The organism is Kiloniella litopenaei, assembly GCF_000982415.1.
Taxonomy (GTDB): domain Bacteria; phylum Pseudomonadota; class Alphaproteobacteria; order Kiloniellales; family Kiloniellaceae; genus Kiloniella; species Kiloniella litopenaei.
Genome location: NZ_LANI01000001.1, coordinates 122379 through 141811, shown reverse-complemented (window position 1 = coordinate 141811; position 19433 = coordinate 122379). Strand labels below are relative to the sequence as shown.

The window sequence follows — 19433 nt, the reverse complement described above, 5'->3', positions numbered from 1 at the left end:
CAGGGCTCTACCGATAAATGTTTTTGCCAGCGAGCTTGAGTAAGCTGGAAGGAATAACAGTCCCCAGCTCGGTCGCTGTTGTAATATTAATACTGACGAGATAACTTTTCGGTCTTGTTATGGGGATTTCCCCTGCGTTTTTGCCCTTGAAGATCTGGTCTGCGATTTCAGCAGCCGCGATGCCATTTACTTCAGAGTTCGATATCATGGACAAAAGAACGCCAGATCTGACCGCTTCTATATTGTTGGCGAAAATAACGGGAATTTTCTGTTCTTTGAGAATTTTCAAGATCTTGACATCATTTCCCATAGGACCAGTTGCCAACCAGAGTGCATCAAACTTTGAGCGGTTCTTCTCGATGACTTCCAAGGCATTATTACGAAGCTTTTCACGGTTTTCCTGACCGGGAATGTATTGAAAATTGAGGTCAATAAAGTTCAGTTCCTCTACGGTCTTGTCTATCTCCATGATTTGTGCTGCTTCGCTTAGGGCGGAAGGATAGGTTGAATTGAGAATTCCTATCCTCATTGGTTTTTTTTCCGTAAGCGGTTTAAGGGCTTGTTTAATGACCTCTATTTTTGCCGCTGGTGGGACAATGTGTGTTTTGCCTGTAATGTTTGTGCCACTTGCTTCCCCAATTGCACTTACAAAACCTTCTTTCTCGGGGTAGGAGACTAACATAAAAACCAGAGGTGTTTCCTGGTCTCTCATGATTTTATAAGACTCTCTTGTCGCGAGGGTGGCAACAGAAACGACCATGTCTGGTTTTTGGTTTTTTAGTTCTGTGCTCAGCAAGTTGTATGACGTTTCCGGATCACCTTGGGCGTTGAGCACGACATATTCAATATTTTGTCCTTCGACGTAACCGAGTTCGGCCATACCCTTGCGGAACCATTTTGTTGCATCCTGAAGAACAGGAAGAGCCATCGTTTCGATAACGACAACTCTTTTGGTGTCACCTGTTTTTGCCAAGTTTTGTTCCTGGGCTTTTGCTTGTGAAATTACGCTAAGACCCAAAATGGACGCTAGCAGAATATATATTGCAACGACCAGTTTGATAAATTGCTGACTTCCTATGGTAATACGAGCAAAAAATGGCAAAACTGAACCCTCATAGAGCTTATATTTTTATTACGAAACAGATTGCATGCCTGTGGTTTTAATATGCCACCTGATTTACAGTTATTCCCCTTTTTACAATAACATCGGTTAACAAGGGGCTAATAGGATCAGAGTTTCAGCTTTTGGTTTGATCGATTTGATGGTTGGTGCCTGTAAGGGAATTAGATTTTATGATAAGGGAGGGACGATAGCGCCCCCTACGTACCGGAAGACTGGCGTTAATTTTAAATAATTTTCTTTCCCTGCCAATAATTTTTTACCCGTATCAGTAATGTGAATTATACGCTCTGGCCAGGGTTGGGGGGGCTTTGCGTTTTCGGTTTTCTGATCATGGGGTTTTTCATATTGGATAGGTGTTGGTTCAGACTTCATGAACTGGCTTAGTTCGTACCAATACATCAAATCACCAAGATAGGGGAGTGGTTCATATTCCTTTGTCAAAATTGCAAAGAGTTCTTTGCCCTTTAAGGGACCTTTGTCAGCCAAGATCTGCAGGGTAAGTTCCTGTGTGAGGCCGAGGCCGTTGTTTGGAGACGGTAATTCTTTCAGGTGCCTTTTCAGGGCATTTTTCATGACCGGAAGTTGTGGGGTTCCAGCTGTAATAATTGCGTTTAATTGATCTGGAGTTTCCTGTCTTAAGGCTTCCCATATTTTCCCACCTAAAGAAAGCTGGTCATCGGTAATGGACATACGTTGGTTTTCCCAAAGCCATATCAGCATTTCAGGGGCAAGTTGTCCAAGCCCGACGAAGTCAGGAACGCCGGGAACCTGATCAATACAAATTAGTTCCAACCTTGGTCTGGATACAAGAGAGGATAGATGATCAAGTAAAAAAGCAAGAATGAGTTGGTCGTAACTATCGTGCTCAAACCACAAAACAACACAATCATAATCCCAAAGCTGATCCAGCTTGTCATAGGCAATCTTTTGGTTTGCGATAACTTCTTTTATCGGAATACCATAGGCCGAAGCGATAAATTCTGCTCGTTTTTCCAGCAGTGTTGTCTTGCTTCCCTTGGGGATTGGCCCCTGGCAAAAAGGATCGTTAAATTCGTGAAAGTCACCCGTGAATCCCGCAATTTTCAAGCTATGTCGGATATCGGAACCACAGCGAATATGCAGGGTGTTCCCATCATCCAGATCAGGGATGTGTCCTGCATTAATCTGTGCCTGTTTGATTTTAAGTTGATCGCAATGGGCTTTGAGTTTTAACCAAGATGCAAAGCCACTTTCCCGCGCAATACAGAGTTGGCAGTCTGCAAGGGTGAAGGAGCTTGGCGAAGATGATTTTTGTGAAAATCGGGGATGAAAATTCTTAATCCTGTCCAGCGCTATCGGGTCTTGTTTCTTGAATGCTTTAAGAAGTTCTTTGGCGCGTTTTTTTTGCTGTTCGTAATTCAGCGCACCATGAAACATTGTTCGCGGGAAGGCAGGGGACGCCAGATCTGATTCTGGTGTGGTATTCATACGATTATCCTTTGAATAAGAACCTGTGTCCGCCAATCAGGTTAGGAAATCGTTTATATAAAACATAAACTTGCTTTTGGGCGCAGCCCTTTCCGCGAACATGGAGGCTTAAGAAAAGCCACAAAATTTATGCCATGTAGAGAGAGGGTCGTCAATATGGATTGTTTTTATATACTATGGGTGTGGCGCTGCCCCGCCAAAGCATTTTGCCAGGTATGCTGTAATTTCAATCGGGTCTGTGATGTGTTCTCTGTCATTTATAATCAGAACCGGAAGCCATTGATTTTGCTCGCCTAAATATTCAATGACTTCTTTTCTTGGTTTTTTGTGGGAAATACGTCTTACTTCTATATGGTTTTCCCAATGGGTGTTGATCGCGAGTGCACCTTCGATCATGGCACAATGGGTGCAAAACCAACCGTCGTTGGATATCGAAGGCATTTCGTGGTCTTGGAAAGGCATTTTGAGAACAAAGAGGACAGGTTTTTTCATTGTTTTGACGATTAAGTTCAATTTGATTTAACGGCAAATGCTCTTGGGTAAGGTGAAAATTATGGGGTAAAGATGAAAATTATTGTGGTGCATTTCCTGCTGGTACTCCCACACAGATGATATATCCGTCTGGATCTTTCAGATAAAGTTCGTTCATGCCGTACCATTGCTGTATGGGACCTTTTACAACAATATCTTGTGGGGCTCTTTTTTGTATTTCTTCAGGGTCTAGTCCGCGAAAGTATATTGTTCCTGACGGGGTTGGGGCACTATTTGCAGAGTAGAGTGATAGTTCTTCGGACAAACTTTGTGCTGTTTGCAGCATGATTTGCCCCCCTAATTGTTTTTCCGTCCCCTCTTGCGATGTTTCCGGTTTCCATTCCAATGTGGCAAAAGCCGCGCCTTCACCATTTCCTTCAAAGGAAACATCCTTGTCGGGGGAAACAAGAACAACAAGTTCCATGCCTAATATGTCCTTGTAAAAACGAAGCGATGTCTTGATGTCCGTGACCAGAAGATTGGGGATTATCATGGTGTTGTCCGAATAGTTATTCGTAATGGAGTGGATATTGAACAAGAGGCATCATTGCACCATTGTGTTCAGGCCGCAATCACGGAGACTGAAAATTACCGGATCATAGAATTATTGGGATATGTGAGGCGTAAATAAAACTAAGCCGTCAGGCGCTGGTTCATCCAGGTGATAAGTTCATCAGCAGGAATAGGACGGCTAATATAATAGCCCTGTGCAGAGTGGGCACCCTGACGTCTCAGAAAATCAAGATGATCTTCGGTTTCTACGCCTTCACCAACGATGTGCAAGTTTAGTGCTTTACCAAGATAAATCACGGCTGTTGCGATGCCCGCATGTTCTGGATCATCCATAATATTTGCAATGAAAGAACGATCAATTTTCAATACATCAAAGGGTAAGCGTTTTAAATAGGTCAGAGAAGAATAACCCGTTCCAAAATCGTCCAAAGCAAAAGAAAAACCCATGTCTTTCAACTGGCGCATTTTTACGGCGGTTTCTTCTATATCGGCCAACATGGTACTTTCTGTCAGCTCTAATTCCAGCTGTTTCGGGCTTACGTTGGTTTCTTTTGTAATGTTTTCAATTGTTTCAACAAAGTTTGGCGCATGAAATTGCTTTGCGCTTATATTAACAGAAATCCTGGGAATTCCCTTGAAGCTGTCAATTTGTTCGCAGGCGGTTTTAAAAATCAACGCGCCCAATGGATGGATTAGACCGCTTTGTTCTGCAGAGGGGATAAAATCAAGGGGTGATATCAAGCCTTTTTCCGGATGGATCCAACGCACCAGAGCCTCAGCCCCGAGAATTGTACCTGAATTGACGCAGACTTGCGGCTGATAATAGAGTTCAAATTCCTTTTTGGGGATTGCTTTTCGCAGATCATTTTCCAGCGCCAGTTTATATTTTACTGACTTTTCCATTTCTTCCTGAAAAAAACTGATTGTGTTGCGCCCTGACGATTTTGCAGCGTACATTGCTGTATCAGCATGTTTCAACACAGTATCGGCACAGGTTGTATCCTTGCCTGAAAACAAAGTTGCGCCGATTGAAATACCTATATGAAGTTGATGGTCCCCGAGTTCTATGGGGCGGCGTAGGGCGTTTATAATATCATCCGCAATCTGCTGAGCTTTTAATGCTGCTTCTTCTTTTTCTTTGGATATTTCCGGCAGAAGTATAATGAATTCATCGCCCCCTGGGCGCGCAACGGAATCTGTTTCGCTCAAGATGGAACTAAGTCGTTTGGAAACTTCGATGAGCAGATCGTCACCAACTCTATGCCCAAGTGAGTCATTGATTATTTTAAAACTATCCAAATCAAGGAATAATAAAACGCTATGGCGTTGAGTTCTGGAAAACCTGATCAAAGTGCGGTCAAGTCGGTCAAGCAGCAGGTTTTTATTGGGTAGTCCTGTTAATGCATCGTGGTAGGCAAGGTACTGGATGTGTTCTTCTGCTTTTTTATGCTTTAACGAATAGCGGATTGCCATCTCAAAAGAATAGGGCGTTAGTTCTTGTTTCAATAAGAAATCCTGGGCACCTGCTTCCATTGCTTTCAGATCAGCTTCGCGGTTGTTTTCTTCGGATAGGAAGATTATGGGGATCATAATCTTAAGCTCGTTTACGATGTGGTAAACAAAGTCGATACCATCGGGGCCAGTTGAAGAGTAATCCAAGAGTACAAGATCGTAATTTTGTAGCCTGATTTTTTCCGTTCCGGTGATCAGACTGGTGACTTTATCGTATCGATAGCTGTTTTGAAAAGCTTGTTTAAGGTAGCTTTTAACCAGCTTGTTTTCTTCCTGTTCGTCCTCTAGGAGCAAGATGTTGATTTGCTCTTCCATGCTGGGTTTTCCTGTGTTTTGTCGTTTATATTCTTGTTTTATTGTAGCTGTTTCGATTTTCATAATGCCGTCATCAAGGATTTTTTTCTTTTTGTACTGTTATGGTCCGGGACGGAGGAAAGATCAGGGTTACCTTGGTTCCGATATTGACTTTACTGTCAATTTTTAACTTTCCACCCAGAAGATTCATAAAGCTATGGCAAAGGAACAAGCCCAATCCGGTTCCTTCGTGTTTCCTGGGATGTAATCGATCTGTTTGGTCAAAAGCTTCCATAGCGCATGCCACATCCTGATCAGACATTCCCATTCCGGAATCTTCTACAGATACTTCGATCCCGTTGTCGGGGTTGGTTGTTGCGCCAACGATGATGGTGCCCTGTTCTGTCGAATATTTAATGGCGTTGGATATAAGGTTATTTAAAATTTGAATGATGGCACGTTTATCCCCCTTTAAGCTGGGTAGATCCGGGGAAATTTCCATCTTGAGAGATTGATGAGAACTTTCCGCCATCAATTCCAATTGACGAAATGATAAGCCAACGAGCTCTTCAATTTGAAGAGGTTCATTGGTGAGCTCGTATTTACCAGCCTCTATTTTGGAAAGGTCTAGGATATCATTAATCAGACCGATTAAGAGGGTTCCGCTATTATGGATATCACGCACATATTCTTCATATCTGGGGTGGCCTAATTTCCCAAAGGTTTTGTGCCGCATAATATCACTAAAACCGATAATGGCAGTTAAAGGTGTTCGAAGATCATGGCTCATGTTCGCCAAAAAATCTGATTTGGATTTATTGGCCTGTTCGGCTTCGTCACGGGCTTTTTTCAGCTCATGCTCTGCTTGTTTACGTTTTGTGATATCTGAGGCAGATCCTCTGTGCCCTATGTAATTACCGTTATCATCATAAAGGGGGATGCCATTAATCAGGGCATGATATATCTGTCCGTTGCCACCAGGGTATTTATAGTGGAAATCTTTAATTTCTTCATGATTGTCTATGGCTTTTTGATAGGCAGTCCAATCCTCTTGCGCCATAATATCGCCAGCGAGCTCTTGACGGGTCATTCCCTGTATTTCTGTGAACGTTCTGCCTCGGTAACCTTGTTTCTTACTGGCTGACTCCCAAACAATACGACCTTTCTCATCGGTTTCCCATAACCAGTCCGAAGCTGTTGATGCAAACTCTCTGAATCTTTCTTCGCTTGTTCTCAGGCGGTGTTCGACCTTTTCCAATTCATTGACCATAGAATTAAACGAAACGACAAGATCATTTGCTTCTTTAAGAATAAAGGTCCGGAAAGTTGGTATTCTTGCGTTGAGACGTCCATTTGCTACATCGCCCGCTGCTTGAACCACCGCTTGCATGGGCATGGAAAGATAACGAGCCAGCCACCAACTAATCAGGGCTGCCGTTAATATTCCAAGGAGGGTTATGATGATTACGGCTGTTCTAATTCCACTGGCACGTTCTTCCAGCTCGGATAAAGGTTGGGGAATCATAACGCCCCAGCCTATTTTGGGCAGGAAGGTAAAGCCAGCGATCATGTCGGTTTCAATTGCCGGGGAATAAAAAGTGGTTACCCCTGTTTGGGCTGCCATCATTAGAGATACTGGCCTAATGTGAGATATGTCCTTTATTTCGTTCCGCCAGTCAGAATTGGGATGAGACAGAACCTGTCCTTTATGATCAACAATGGTTGCGTGTCCTAGTTTACCAAAAGAAATTTTCTGTCCGATATCAACGATGTAATCAGTTTCTAACCCGCCGATAACCAAAGAATCATTCGGCCCGAATTTAATCAGGTAAATAGTTGGTTTTCCTTGGGAATTATGGATTGCGGCTGAGAAAAATACCTGGTCTGGAACCAGCTTCGCCCGTTCGATATCCAATGACAATTTAGATAACAGATCAGCTGAAAGCTGGATATTGTCCTTGACCGAGGTTTGTCCCTGTAATGTTGATTCAAGGCAAAATACCTGGCCTTCCTTATCCATCATGTAAAGTCGATTGAACCGCACTATTTTCATCAGGTCAGCAATCTGTTTAGGGGGCTTTTGTGCCTCAAGATATTGAGCTGAAACACGGAAAATCTGTTCGGCATCCCTTGCAAATCGGTCCAAGGTACCGGTTAAATTTTTTGCCAACAAAAGATGTTTGTCTTCTGTTGCGAGAAATTCTTTTTCAATGGCTGTTTTTTGAGTCCAGGCAGCCAGGAAAAAAACTGGTATGGTCGATATTAGGGTAAACCCGATAAATAGCAGGTGATGGAGACGAACTTTTTTCGGTCCTTTTTTTTTACCACCTGCTTCCATTAAGGTTCCCCGATTATCCTTGTGGATCGACCCTTGAAGGCTGATTTTTAGGCAGCCTAGTGATAGCCTGAGTTATGATAGCGTGATTTCGTAATTGCCCTATAATACAATCTAGGGATTTCTAATTCATTAATACGCAACCTATGATCTGAATTTGGTAGATTCTACATTAACACCCTATAAAGGCCCGTAGTTTATTATGGTAATCAAGTGAGGTTAATCCGTGATAAAATCTCAATAATAATAAGGCATTATCAATGTCACTTAGGGCTTTCGCTGCTTTTGAGCATACATGGGTGTCAAAACCATTTTTGGCGAGCTTTTGTTTATCAATTATGATGATAACAGAGCCAGTTTTTTCACAAACAGGTTCAATAATAAATAATTCCGGGACAAATAACGAGCTGATCTTCGGGATGTCAACTGCCCTGACTGGTCCGGCAGCTGAGCTTGGTAAAAATATGCGCCTTGGCATTCAAATTCGGTTGGAAAGAGAGAATGTTAACGGTGGGATCAAAGGGCGTAAAATCAGATTAATTGCCTGGGATGACGGGTATGAGCCAGAAAGAACGATACCCAATATCAGGAACTTGATTAATCAGGAAGAGGCACTTGCGATTATTGGAAATGTCGGGACCCCTACGGCAATATCCACTATTCCCATTGTAAATGAAGAAAAGACGTTACTATTTGCGCCGTTTACGGGGGCTGGCGTTCTGAGGAAAAATCCGCCTGATCGTTATGTCATTAACTATCGCGCCAGTTACGCAGAAGAAACATCCGCCATGGTAAATGCTCTGATCGAACAAGGGGGACTGAAACCCGAAGAGGTGGCTTTTTTTACCCAAAGAGATAGCTATGGTGATGCAGGGTTTACAGGTGGTATGAATGCATTAAAACGACATGGTTTGACGTCTGAAACCGAGATTGTTCACAGTCGTTATGAACGCAATACATTGGTTGTTGAAAGTGCATTAGCAGATATTCTGTTAGCTGAACCCGTTCCCAAGGCAATAATTATGGTCGGGGCCTATGCACCGTCTGCCAAGTTTATAAAACTTGCCCGAAAATCCGGTCTGGATGCTCTTTTTCTCAACGTATCATTTGTCGGGAGCGCACCGTTGGCTAAAGAATTGGGGACGAATGTAAAGGGTGTAATTGTGACCCAGGTTGTTCCCTATCCAGAGGATTTATCCCTTCCAATTGTTCGCGACTATCATAATGACATGGATAACTATGGCGGGAACAAAGAGGTTTCGTTTGGAAGTCTGGAAGGATATATCGCAATGGAGATTATGATCAAAGCTCTGCATAATATCCCGGATGAACCCAATCGAGAGAACATCATTGATGCACTTGAAAACCTTGGGGAATTTGACATCGGTTTGGGGCAAAAACTCTATTATGACCGGCAAGATCATCAGGCAAGCCACAGGGTCTGGCCGACGAGCCTGAGACAAGGCAAGTTCGTTCCCTTTGATTGGCAAAATATGCCGTCGGTTTTGGTCCCCTAGAGTATAATCATGATAGAAGATAGTCATGTAATCAGAATAAAACGAATGCTTTGGGCCTTGATTGGTCTAGGTATTGTTATACCTGTTGTGGTTAATTTATTCTTGGGATGGGGGGTGATTAATCAGCAAGAACAAAAAGACCGTTTGCTGGCACAGGAACAGGATTTCAATAACAATGTTTCAAATGTTAATGAAAAAATTAGAACCGGAATTTTTGAAATTGAACGTTTGCTGGAAACATCTGAACGAATAGAGCCTGTTAAGGGGATTATTGCCATTCGGGGGCTGGAAGAAACTTTTCACAAGCTACCCGTTAACGATGATGAACGCCGTCATCAGTTGAAGGTGTCATTGATTGAAAAGGCTAATCATCTGTTGGAAATTCTTTTCAAATCAGCAGATTGGCGGGGAAGAAATGACCGGATTTTTGATGACATTGATAACGATATTACCCTGAACAAGGTTCGGGAACAGCTGACCAAAATTCAGGTGGTCATCAACGATGTGATTGGAAAGTTACGGTTGGAAATGGTGTTGTCTCTTAAAAAATATGAAAGAGACAATCAAAACAGTCTTCAAAAGCATGATGTCGACAGGATTGTTGGGGAACACAAAAAGCTTTTAAGTAGGAATGTTGGTAACCTTCTGACAGAACTGGCTGATATGCAGCGGTTGGTCGAAGTACTGGCGGGTGAAAAAAATTATGATCGTATATCTGATTTAAGAGACAACCGGGTCGTTCCCAACCTGGAGCGTTTGGAGAGAGCCGTTCGTTCAATTGATTTGGGCGAAAAAGTCAACAGAGATCTGGAAAGCGAGTTGACGGTTCTTAAAGCCATTCTATTGGGACAGGAAAAGAACAACACGCAAGCTGGTGTATTAACAGGGACAGGGGTGGAAAGTCTCTATGCCATTGTCAAAAAATCCCTGAAATTACAGCAAGAGAATAAAGAGCTCCGCGCTGAATTAAATCGACAGGTCTTACAATTGGATCAGGACTGGAACGCTTTTACCAAGATTACCGAACAGTGGAATGAAACATTTGTATTAAAGTCAAATAAGAACCTGTCCAAAACCTGGATTACTGTATCGCTTATCAGCTTATGGGGAGGTTTGGTTTTTCTTATTGTAATCTGGTTGATCTTTAAGGCCGTGTCAAAACAGGTTGAGGCCTTGGGTGCGCTACGTCGCCGGGCAGAAGCTGCCAGTCAGTCGAAAGATAATTTTCTGGCATCAATGAGCCATGAACTGAGAACACCTTTAAATGCGATAATCGGGTTTTCCGATATGATGAAAATGCAGGCATTTGGTCCGCTGGGGAATGATAAATATCTGGAATATAGTCAGGATATCCAAAGATCTGGTGCACATTTGTTGGATATAATAAATGATATTCTGGATGTTTCCGCAATTGAATCCGGTACATTCAAAATAAATGAAGAGGAGTTCATTCTTTCAACAGCTGTAAATGAGGCTTTGCATATGGTTCAGCTACAAGCCAAAGAACAGAATGTCGGGCTGGAGAATGTTGCTACAAGCACTCATCTGGTTGTTTTTGCTGATGAAAGATTGATACGGCAAATTATCTTGAATCTGTTGGTCAATGCCGTGAAATTTACCCCAAAAGGCGGCACTATTTGTATTAGTGATAAGTTGATGCAGGACGGTGAATATCGACTGGATATTACCGATACGGGTGTTGGAATGGATGAAGAAGGTGTTGAAACTGCCTTAACGCCCTTTGGCATGATTAGGAGTGCCTATAACGATAATACCAAAGGGACAGGCCTTGGATTACCCCTGGCAAAGCGCATGATGGAAATGCATAACGGTACAATCGAAATCGTCTCTGAGCCAGGGCAAGGAACCAGTGTTACCTTGATTTTCCCATCCGAGCGTGTTCGTGGCTAATCATAGGCGGCGTCGCAAGGCTTTGTCTTAGCTAGGTTCCAGTGTTTGGCTTCTCATTTAGGGCTTTCTGCCGATCAGAACAACACGTTCACTGGCAGAGGATAAGCTTTTTAATAGATTGTTTCTAAAGATAGAATTATCCAGATTTCCCGGGTTTGTCGTGCTGTCGTCTGTGTCTGTTAATGGAAGCAAGATAACCGCCGCGGGAGAGAGATTATCCCGGTTTTTGTTTGGAGGAAGGGCGTAGCCAAGATTCAAACAGTCCAATTCACCGAATGAAAAATCATGGTTTTTGCCGCTGAATTCGATGCTGATCCGTCCATCATCCATAAAGGATGTACTGTCACCAGGTTGAGGTATTTCATCCCTTGTTATGTCTTTGATAAAGCCGATGTCACCTGTGATTAAATCCCGGTCAGGATCATTTTGCATCAAGATGACCTTGTCACCTGTTTTGTATCGGGTACCAAATTTTTGCAGGGTTAAACCTGTATGTGTGTCGTTAAGCAAGCTTTGCAATTGCTGAGTCAAGTTTACGGGACCGAGCATGCCCTTTGCCATACTGATAACCTGAACATCTTTTATGGCATTGTATTTAAAGCTTTTGGGTAAACGGTTCTTTATGACTTCGGCCAGTTTACGCTGGGTATCCTGTTCGTTTTCTGATTCAACAAAATAGAATGTACCGGGACTTTGCGTGTCAGAGGTATAATCAAAACCCTGATTGCTGTTTAAACCAAGCAGATTTCCCGCCAGCTTATTGTTTTGGCCCCTGGGTAAGAGTTGATTGAGCAAAAGATGGTTGTCATTGCCAATATCAAGCAAACTATCAGACAAACGACCAGAACCGGGAAAAGGGATTGAGGTGATATTTCGTATTAAGACCAGTCCAGCACTTTCTGGCAGGGCATCCAGCAAAGCAAGAAAGGTTGTTCGGTCCAGTAAATCAGCCTGATCAACTATCAAAAGCTGACAATCCAATTGCTTTCTGGCGGTACGCTTAAATGTTTTTGACTTGGAATTATATTCAAGAATCTTGGTAACCGTAACGATTTCGATATCCAGTGCTGAGCTGGCTTTTTTTGTTTCAGTCGAGGAAGCAACAGCGATTGATGTTGATATGTTTTTAGCTGTAACAATCCCGGCAAAGGCTTTGACGATGTCTTCTTTGCCCGTCCCGGGAACGCCTTCGAGTACGGTAAATTTGTTTTTCAGCAGTCTGGTAACAGCCCCTTTTTGATGGTCGGACAAATCAAGTTTATCGCGGCTGATGACCCACTCTATTGCTTTTTCCGCATCAATTTCCCCCCAGGGGACAATGCCTTCTGATAATGCGATGAGGCGTTTTTTGATTTTTGTATTGGCCTGCCAGTCCTGCTTCAGGATCAAGAAATCTTGAGGGCTTTCTGTCGTGTCTTTCTCTTTGTAGCTATGTATGTGTTTGTCATCGATTTCTTTTGTGAGTGCTCGTTCTAGAATATCAGTGGGGATTTCCAGACGTTTATTCAGTAAAGCCAGAAGAGTGTTTTTTTCCCGAGCATCATTGGCTTGTAAAAGGGCGTAATAGAGCGCAGCACCTGCCCGTTCTAGACAGTGCGCTTCCCGACCAAGTTTATGCGCTATACAATCGGGAACATCAAAAGGAATAGATTTCGCATTTCGGACAATACAATAGGGATTGTCCTTTAGCTTTGAGATGGTGTCGTTTCCAAAGGTTTCGAAAAGGCGGTAAGATCGGGCAGGATCAACACTGTGGTTGTGCAGGAACGCTGCAATTTCTGAAAGCGCTTTTCTGTCTTCGGACCATTTTTCCAGAAGCTTGATCTTCCCCTTTGGCAGGGATGTTTCACTTGCAAGCTTTTCGGGGGCTGTAACGATTGTTTTCAGGGCATCAGGGCCAAAGCTTTCAACCAGTTGCTTTGCGGCTTTGGCGCCAAGACCCTTGATCATTCCGTCAGAGAGTTGCTTTTCAAGGTTCGCAAGTACCTTTTCCGGGCTTGGTCCTTTGCCCCCGAGATGTTCATCGAGAAATTCGCGGCAGATATTAAAATCGGATGTATAGCCTTTGGGAAGTTTGAGGCCCTTGTTTTGCGCAACGGACTTTGCCGTTTCTTTCATTTTATCGGTGGGCTTGCCCTTGCCAGCATTTTTAGGCATGGCGACGCCTGTGTTGATTTTCGGCGCTGTTGCGGCATTGGTTTTGAGGATGCCGATAAGACGTGCGGTGTCATTGCCGATATCGTCCCAGACCTGTCGGGCGGTCTGTTTGCCCTCTAGAACGTCATCAAGGTTCATTTCCCACATGGCGGTAACGCCGGGATCAACCAGCTCAGGTGCAGCTGTTTTCAAGGTTTTGAACAAGGTCAGTCCCGCATCGGTGGGGACGATGTGTTTTCCGCTCTGGGCAAGAAAGTTTTGGAGCTTAAGGCCCGTGATCACAGCAGCGCGTGTCGCCGGTGTGCCGATGCCTTTGGCTTCTTTCAGGCGTTCTTTCAGATCCTTGTTTTCAACAAAGCGCCAGGCATTTTGCATGGCATCGATCAAGGTTCCCTCGTTATAGCGCGGAGGGGCTTTGGTTTTTTTTGTATCTGTTGTCACGGGGGACAGCACGGCAATGTCACCGTCCTGAATTGGGGGAAGCTCACCCGCGTGATCTTCCTTCTTTTCCATGACATCGGTATAGACGGCTTTCCACCCCTGTTCCTTGGGGATATTACCCGTCACTTTGAAGTCGAGGATGCTCTCTTTTTCGTCGCCCGTTTCTGCATCGGCAAGGGTAATGGGAACATCCATGGAAACAACGGTTGATTCATAGACGTAATCGGGCATGAGGATCGCAAGATAGGAACTGGCAACCAGATCGAACATACGTTGTTCATCCTGGGTCAGGCGGGCATAAATTACCTCTACACGGTCCATCGTGTTTTTGTTGGGAACAATCGCGTGGTGAGATACGCCCTTCAATCCGGCATCAGAAAAATGGCCGGACTTTCCCTTGCGTACTTCCGGTGAGGATAGATCAATGCCCTGATATTGCTGGAGCTTGGTGAGCCCCTGAATAATTTCACCGATGTCTTCGATCTGGTTTTCTGCGAGGTAGCGGGATTCAGCACGGGGGTAGGTCTGGATTTTCTTACCTTCGCCATCGTATAGCTCTTGGGCAATATTGAGTGTTTTGTCGGCACTCCACCCCCAGCGGCGCGCGCATATCTTTTGTAATTCAGGCAAATCAAGAAGACGCGGTGGTTTGGTTTTCTTGATCTTCTTTTCTGTTTTAAGCGGACCTTCGTATCCTTCGACAGCAGCGCGCAGCTTTTCAGCTCTTTCCAGGTCAAGAATTCGCTCTTTCGGGGCATGACGAAGATCCAGTTCGCCGCTTTCGGCTTTGGCGGTGGCGACAAGGTGGTAATAATCCTGAGGCGTAAAATCCAGAATTTCCAGCTCGCGCATACAGACGATTGCCATGGTCGGGGTTTTTACCCGCCCAATGCCGATTGCGCCGTACTGCCCGGGCTGTTTAAGGGCCACAGTAGCGGCACGGGTCAGGGATAGATTATAAACCTGATCAGCCTGCTGCCTGACAACGGCGGCTTGGCCCAGATTATAATATTTATCATTGGGTTCCAGATTTTCGAACGCCTGTCGCAGGGTCTTTTCATCCTGGGCCGTGAACATGGCGCGCTGTACTTGCCCGGCGAATTTATAGTGCCGCAAAATCTCTTCGCCAATAAGCTGTCCCTCGCGGTCACAGTCGGTGGCGATGATGACACGTTCGGCCGTTTTAAGCGCCTTTGCGATGGCTTCCAGCTTGTTTTTTGCCGATGGGGAGGCGTCCGGTGCAGGACAGGTCGGATAGAAATCATCGGGCTTGAGCAGGTCAAAGGACCAGCGCCCCCAACTGCTCTGGATCTGTTGGGGTTCCTGCAGGCTTAACAAATGACCTTCTGCTGGAAGGATTTGTCCGTAATTACTGCCGATTGCCGCTTGAACATCGCGCTTTTGCGAGGTTTTTTCCGTAATAATAATGGTGGACAATCTGAAACCCTTTACCGTCACTCAATTTTGTTATGCTTTTACCGTAAAGAGGGGGGCGGGATAAAGTCTCTCTTTTGAAAAAATTGCTTGCTGAGAATGAAGTATAGGATTTTCCCTCATACAGTTCCTGATGAATTGTTTGGTTTGTTGGTCAGTTATAAAATAGGGGCGGGGACGTGGGTGTAGTTTCTGCTTTAGGCATGAATAGATCACTTCCCCGTTTCTGTTTTATCTCTGGCGGGAGGAAAAATGAGTGATCCGGATTTAAAGCAGCAATTGACCGAACGGCAAAAGAGGTTTGTCGAAGAGTATCTGATTGATTTTAATGCCACGCAGGCGGCACTTCGGGCGGGATATAGCCCAAATTCGATTAAGCAGAGCGCCAGTCGAACGCTCAACAATCCTTTGGTCCAGGAAGCCATTGAGCAAGCAAAAGCCGACCGATCCCAACGATTGCAAATTGATGCGGATTATGTGCTAAAGGGGGCCGTCGAGCTTTTTGAACGCTGTATGCAACGCAGCCCGGTTGCGGATGCCGACGGGGAATACAAATTCCAGCACACGGGCGCGGGAAAGGCGCTGGAGATTATCGGGCGTCATGTATCGGTTCAGGCCTTTAAGGAAAAGGTTGAAATGTCGATTGAAAATGAGCTGGTTGATCGCCTGATGCGGGGGCGTAAGCGCCTGAAATATAAACCGGAAGACAAACCGGACAAATGAGTGAGTTTAATTAAACCCATCTATTTTCTTGTCACCATTTTTCCTATCTGATTAATTGAGGTATCTGATGACCCACGGGGTTGATCTGGATCTGGCCGAGGACTGTGCAAAGTTCTATGCGGATCCGCTGGGGTTTGTGCTGTGGGCCTTTGACTGGGGGCAGGGTGAGTTGGCCGATTTCAAAGGTCCACGCGACTGGCAGTTGGCCTATCTGGAAGATCTGGGCGCACAGATCACAGAGCGCGGGTTTGACGGGCTGCACCCCGTTGCCCCCATGGATATGGCAACGGCATCCGGCCACGGTATTGGCAAGTCGGCAATGTCGGCGTGGCTTATCCTCTTTATCATGTCAACGCGGCCCTTTGCCAAGGGGGTCGTGACATCGAATACCAGTGATCAGCTGCGCACGAAAACCTGGGCCGAGTTGGGGAAATGGCACAAACGCTGTCTGACCGGACATTGGTTTAGCTATAGTGCCAGCAAGGGGAATATGGCGCTGGTCCATAAACGCCACCCTGAAAGCTGGCGGTGTGATGCGCAGACCTGTCGCGAGGAAAATTCCGAGAGCTTTGCCGGATTGCATGCTGCAAATTCGACGCCCTTTTATCTCTTTGATGAAGCCAGCGCCGTGCCCGATAAGATCTGGGAGGTTTCTGACGGCGGTCTGACCGATGGCGAACCCATGCGCTTTGTCTTTGGCAACCCGACACGAAATTCCGGGCGTTTTTTTGAGTGCTTCAACCGTTTGCGCCATCGCTGGAAAACCCGCCAGATTGACAGCCGTTCGGTCAGGGGAACCAACCAGAAGCTGATGCAGCAATGGGTGGAGGATTACGGCGAAGACAGCGATTTTGTTCGCGTCCGTGTCCGGGGGGTGTTCCCTCGGGCCGGATCGACGCAGTTTATCAGTGGTACCATTGTTGAAGAGGCCCAAAAACGACAGCTTTCGGCACACCCGGGGGATACCATTGTCATCGGTGTTGATGTGGCCCGTTTTGGGGACGATCAATCGGTGATTTTGGTGCGGCAGGGCCGAAAGGTGCTGGAGATTACCAAGTATCGCATAGATACCATGACACTGGTCGGTCATGTGATCGAGATAATCCGTAAATGGAATCCTGATGGTGTACTGGTTGACGGTGTGGGTGTTGGGGGCGGTGTTGTCGATCGCCTGAAGCAACTGGGTCACGACTGCATCGATGTAAACGCCGGGGCCAGAGCGCAGGACCAGAAGACCTATATGAACAAGCGCGCCGAAATGTGGGGCAAGATGCGCGACTGGCTCAAGGGCGGTGATATCCCCGCTGATGATCAGGAACTTGAAACGGACCTTACTGCTATTGAATACGGCTTTGACGCCAAGAACAGGCTACAGCTAGAGCGCAAGGAAGATATGAAAAAGCGAGGATTGCATTCGCCGGACGTGGCAGACGCATTGGCGCTTACCTTTGCCGAGGGTATCGTGAAGTGGTCAGAGGATTATTACGGCGATATGGAGGTCGCTATCTCGGACTATGAGCCGGGGGGATGAGGGAGGGTTAACCGACTGTATCGTTATTCCATGTTTTTAATATAACTTGGCTCCACACTCTCGCATTTTCTTTCGCAATATTGAGAGTTTCAAGCATTTTTCTTGAGCATTTGTAAGAGTGATGGGTCTTAACTCTATTGGTAACTATTGAAGTTATTTCTTCTAAATATTGTGACGTTTCGACATCTCTTTTTAGTACAAGGTAGATTGTTGAACGTGGTATTTCCAACTCCAGACCTTTAGTAATTATTGAGATATCAGTGTTGAGTTTTTTTATCTCTTCACTCGATAAATAATTACATTTTTTGTATATCTGTTGCGCCTGAATTATCATTCCGTAAGAAGTAAATACCTTTTCTAACATTTCTTTTGTTAGAGGCTCGGCTTTTGCCTGAAAAGTTAAAAAGATAGATATTAAAGTTATTATAAATATTTTTTGCATTAATTTGCCCCCTCTTTAATTGAAAACTCTGCGCTGGCTTGTTTCAGAAGTCAAGGTTGCTCCTAATCGAACACTTCAACCTGTTGTTGTGTGAGGGTGTTGGGTTGTTTTTTATGAGAAAGTATATTCGTAATAGGTCGAAGAGGAGGATGAGTGGAAATAGCCAAGCAAATAGAAAATAAATGCTTATGACTATGCCAATTATCCAGCCCGCATCAAAGACACCTGCTAGTGTTTATTGAGGGCGATTTAAGAATTCAAATAGAATGTCAGTGTATATGGCGTGTATAGGTTCTTTGCCATACAAAAATGTTGCCGTGGGTAGCGCAAAGTATACTCCTCCCACACTCATAGCTAAAGCACTCCACCGCTTCCCCAAATACCACCGATGTCCACCGAAGATACCCGTGAACAGCCAGAGTAAGTAAGCTATGGGGAGGGATTATTTGTCATATTTATATTGAGCCTCAAACAGGTGAGCTTGCTTCTGTAGATGAGTTTGATGCTATCGGAATGACAACCGGTATCATGGGGATCGGTGGGAAAAATCCGGTAGGAACGTTATTCAAGCGTGGATATCAGGTCGCAAAGGGACTTGGGTATGGTGCCCCAACGTATAATTCTACCCGTCCTCATAGCAGCTTCACCAATGGTTCGCAGGGGCCAGTTGGGGGAAGCGGTCGCGGATCTTCAGGCGGAGGCAATCCGGGTGGCCGACCGGAAAATAATAGCCGATCTTCACTCGGCAGATCATTTGGCAAAAGCAACTCTGTTTATGATCAGGCACAACATATTCTTTATCCGCAGGAAGAGGAAAACCCGACCTTTGGGATTGGGGTGAGCCAAGGAAAGTCGAAGGTCAGGAGAGCACCGAACTTGTCCACGCTGAATGTGAGAAGACCAAGGTTTGTGCGGCAGTGAGGTTACAGCCAGCCGAATCCTTTAGCTAAGAGGCCAGCAAGACCAAGAGTCGCGGTAATAGTTATCCCGACGCCCAGTCTGAAGTCAGAACGTTGTTCTTTGCGGTAATCGCGCAGATCAGTTTTGATATCCGAGGTGTCTTTATGGATATGCTCAACTGCTGCTTCAAGTTTTGCTACTCTTGCTTCCATGTCACCATTATCGCCTCCGCCACCGTGATTTTCAACTGATTTTTCCAGCTTTGATAATTCTTCGAGTTGTTTTTTTAATTCAGGATGTAACTCAATATTACTCATGATCTACGACATTACCTACAGCTTTGATTGCCACACTTACTTGGTTTGAGGCATCTTGCCAATCTTCAATTAAGGGGGGTGGGTCGGTTGTGATTTCGCCCTTTAATTGATTTAGTTCTTGGATAATTTGAAAAGATAAGACGGATTGTTTTTGTATTGCATGTAGCAATTCTATTAAAGCTACAGTTGTCAACTTTGACATTTTTCACTCACATAAAGATTTAATTATTTATGATTGCAAAATAAATCTAATAATGTCCAGATAATTGTCTATTTTTTGGTTTA

At 44.8% G+C, this 19433-nt stretch carries 16 protein-coding genes; 5 read left to right on the top strand and 11 right to left on the bottom strand.

Annotated elements, in window-relative coordinates; all coding sequences use genetic code 11:
- Positions 1 to 7: 7 nt before the first annotated feature.
- The 6 genes from WH95_RS00670 to WH95_RS20250 form a co-directional block, all read right to left on the bottom strand.
- Positions 8 to 1102, bottom strand: coding sequence for an ABC transporter substrate-binding protein (locus tag WH95_RS00670; RefSeq protein ID WP_046501653.1), 1095 nt, complete (start codon positions 1100 to 1102; stop codon positions 8 to 10).
- A 189-nt stretch (positions 1103 to 1291) separates the two neighbouring features.
- Positions 1292 to 2590, bottom strand: a complete 1299-nt coding sequence (locus tag WH95_RS00665; protein WP_204247641.1) for a DUF1835 domain-containing protein — start codon at positions 2588 to 2590, stop codon at positions 1292 to 1294.
- Positions 2591 to 2764: 174 nt separating this feature from the next.
- Complete coding sequence (locus tag WH95_RS00660; protein WP_046501650.1) at positions 2765 to 3082, bottom strand: DUF3088 family protein; 318 nt, start codon at positions 3080 to 3082, stop codon at positions 2765 to 2767.
- Between the two features lie 79 nt (positions 3083 to 3161).
- The gene (locus WH95_RS00655) at positions 3162 to 3614 is read right to left on the bottom strand and encodes a VOC family protein (RefSeq protein ID WP_082113917.1); all 453 of its coding nucleotides are present in this window, start codon (positions 3612 to 3614) and stop codon (positions 3162 to 3164) included.
- A 140-nt stretch (positions 3615 to 3754) separates the two neighbouring features.
- Positions 3755 to 5461: a two-component system response regulator gene (locus WH95_RS00650; RefSeq protein ID WP_162199365.1), complete on the bottom strand. Its 1707-nt coding sequence runs from the start codon at positions 5459 to 5461 to the stop codon at positions 3755 to 3757.
- Between the two features lie 73 nt (positions 5462 to 5534).
- Complete coding sequence (locus tag WH95_RS20250) at positions 5535 to 7778, bottom strand: sensor histidine kinase (protein WP_052741663.1); 2244 nt, start codon at positions 7776 to 7778, stop codon at positions 5535 to 5537.
- A 416-nt stretch (positions 7779 to 8194) separates the two neighbouring features.
- Between WH95_RS20250 and WH95_RS00640 the strand changes: the two genes are divergently transcribed.
- Positions 8195 to 9292 (top strand): ABC transporter substrate-binding protein, encoded by a 1098-nt coding sequence (locus WH95_RS00640; protein ID WP_082113932.1) that lies wholly within the window; start codon positions 8195 to 8197, stop codon positions 9290 to 9292.
- A 9-nt stretch (positions 9293 to 9301) separates the two neighbouring features.
- Positions 9302 to 11203, top strand: a complete 1902-nt coding sequence (locus WH95_RS20245) for a sensor histidine kinase (protein ID WP_082113916.1) — start codon at positions 9302 to 9304, stop codon at positions 11201 to 11203.
- A 57-nt stretch (positions 11204 to 11260) separates the two neighbouring features.
- Here WH95_RS20245 and WH95_RS20240 read toward each other — a convergent pair whose 3' ends face one another.
- A complete protein-coding gene (locus WH95_RS20240) occupies positions 11261 to 15238 on the bottom strand; it encodes a DNA topoisomerase (RefSeq protein WP_052741661.1) in 3978 nt (1325 codons plus the stop codon).
- 249 nt (positions 15239 to 15487) lie between these two features.
- On the opposite strand from WH95_RS20240, the gene WH95_RS00625 reads away from it, so the two are divergent.
- Positions 15488 to 15958 carry a terminase small subunit gene (locus WH95_RS00625; protein ID WP_046501645.1) on the top strand — a complete coding sequence of 157 codons (471 nt, stop codon included), beginning with the start codon at positions 15488 to 15490 and terminating at the stop codon, positions 15956 to 15958.
- Between the two features lie 67 nt (positions 15959 to 16025).
- Positions 16026 to 17489: a terminase gene (locus WH95_RS00620; protein ID WP_046501642.1), complete on the top strand. Its 1464-nt coding sequence runs from the start codon at positions 16026 to 16028 to the stop codon at positions 17487 to 17489.
- Positions 17490 to 17496: 7 nt separating this feature from the next.
- On the opposite strand, the gene WH95_RS00615 is transcribed toward WH95_RS00620, so the two are convergent.
- Together WH95_RS00615 and WH95_RS21840 are read right to left on the bottom strand one after the other, a co-directional pair.
- Complete coding sequence (locus WH95_RS00615) at positions 17497 to 17931, bottom strand: hypothetical protein (protein ID WP_046501640.1); 435 nt, start codon at positions 17929 to 17931, stop codon at positions 17497 to 17499.
- A gap of 235 nt (positions 17932 to 18166) precedes the next feature.
- A complete protein-coding gene (locus WH95_RS21840) occupies positions 18167 to 18364 on the bottom strand; it encodes an NINE protein (protein WP_082113915.1) in 198 nt (65 codons plus the stop codon).
- Positions 18365 to 18444: 80 nt separating this feature from the next.
- On the opposite strand from WH95_RS21840, the gene WH95_RS21215 reads away from it, so the two are divergent.
- The gene (locus tag WH95_RS21215) at positions 18445 to 18852 is read left to right on the top strand and encodes a hypothetical protein (protein WP_157845841.1); all 408 of its coding nucleotides are present in this window, start codon (positions 18445 to 18447) and stop codon (positions 18850 to 18852) included.
- Positions 18853 to 18854: 2 nt separating this feature from the next.
- Here WH95_RS21215 and WH95_RS21415 read toward each other — a convergent pair whose 3' ends face one another.
- Together WH95_RS21415 and WH95_RS00600 are read right to left on the bottom strand one after the other, a co-directional pair.
- Positions 18855 to 19148: a hypothetical protein gene (locus tag WH95_RS21415; RefSeq protein ID WP_052741660.1), complete on the bottom strand. Its 294-nt coding sequence runs from the start codon at positions 19146 to 19148 to the stop codon at positions 18855 to 18857.
- Complete coding sequence (locus WH95_RS00600; protein WP_046501635.1) at positions 19141 to 19350, bottom strand: hypothetical protein; 210 nt, start codon at positions 19348 to 19350, stop codon at positions 19141 to 19143. The genes WH95_RS21415 and WH95_RS00600 overlap by 8 nt, the downstream gene beginning before the upstream one ends.
- Positions 19351 to 19433 lie beyond the last annotated feature (83 nt).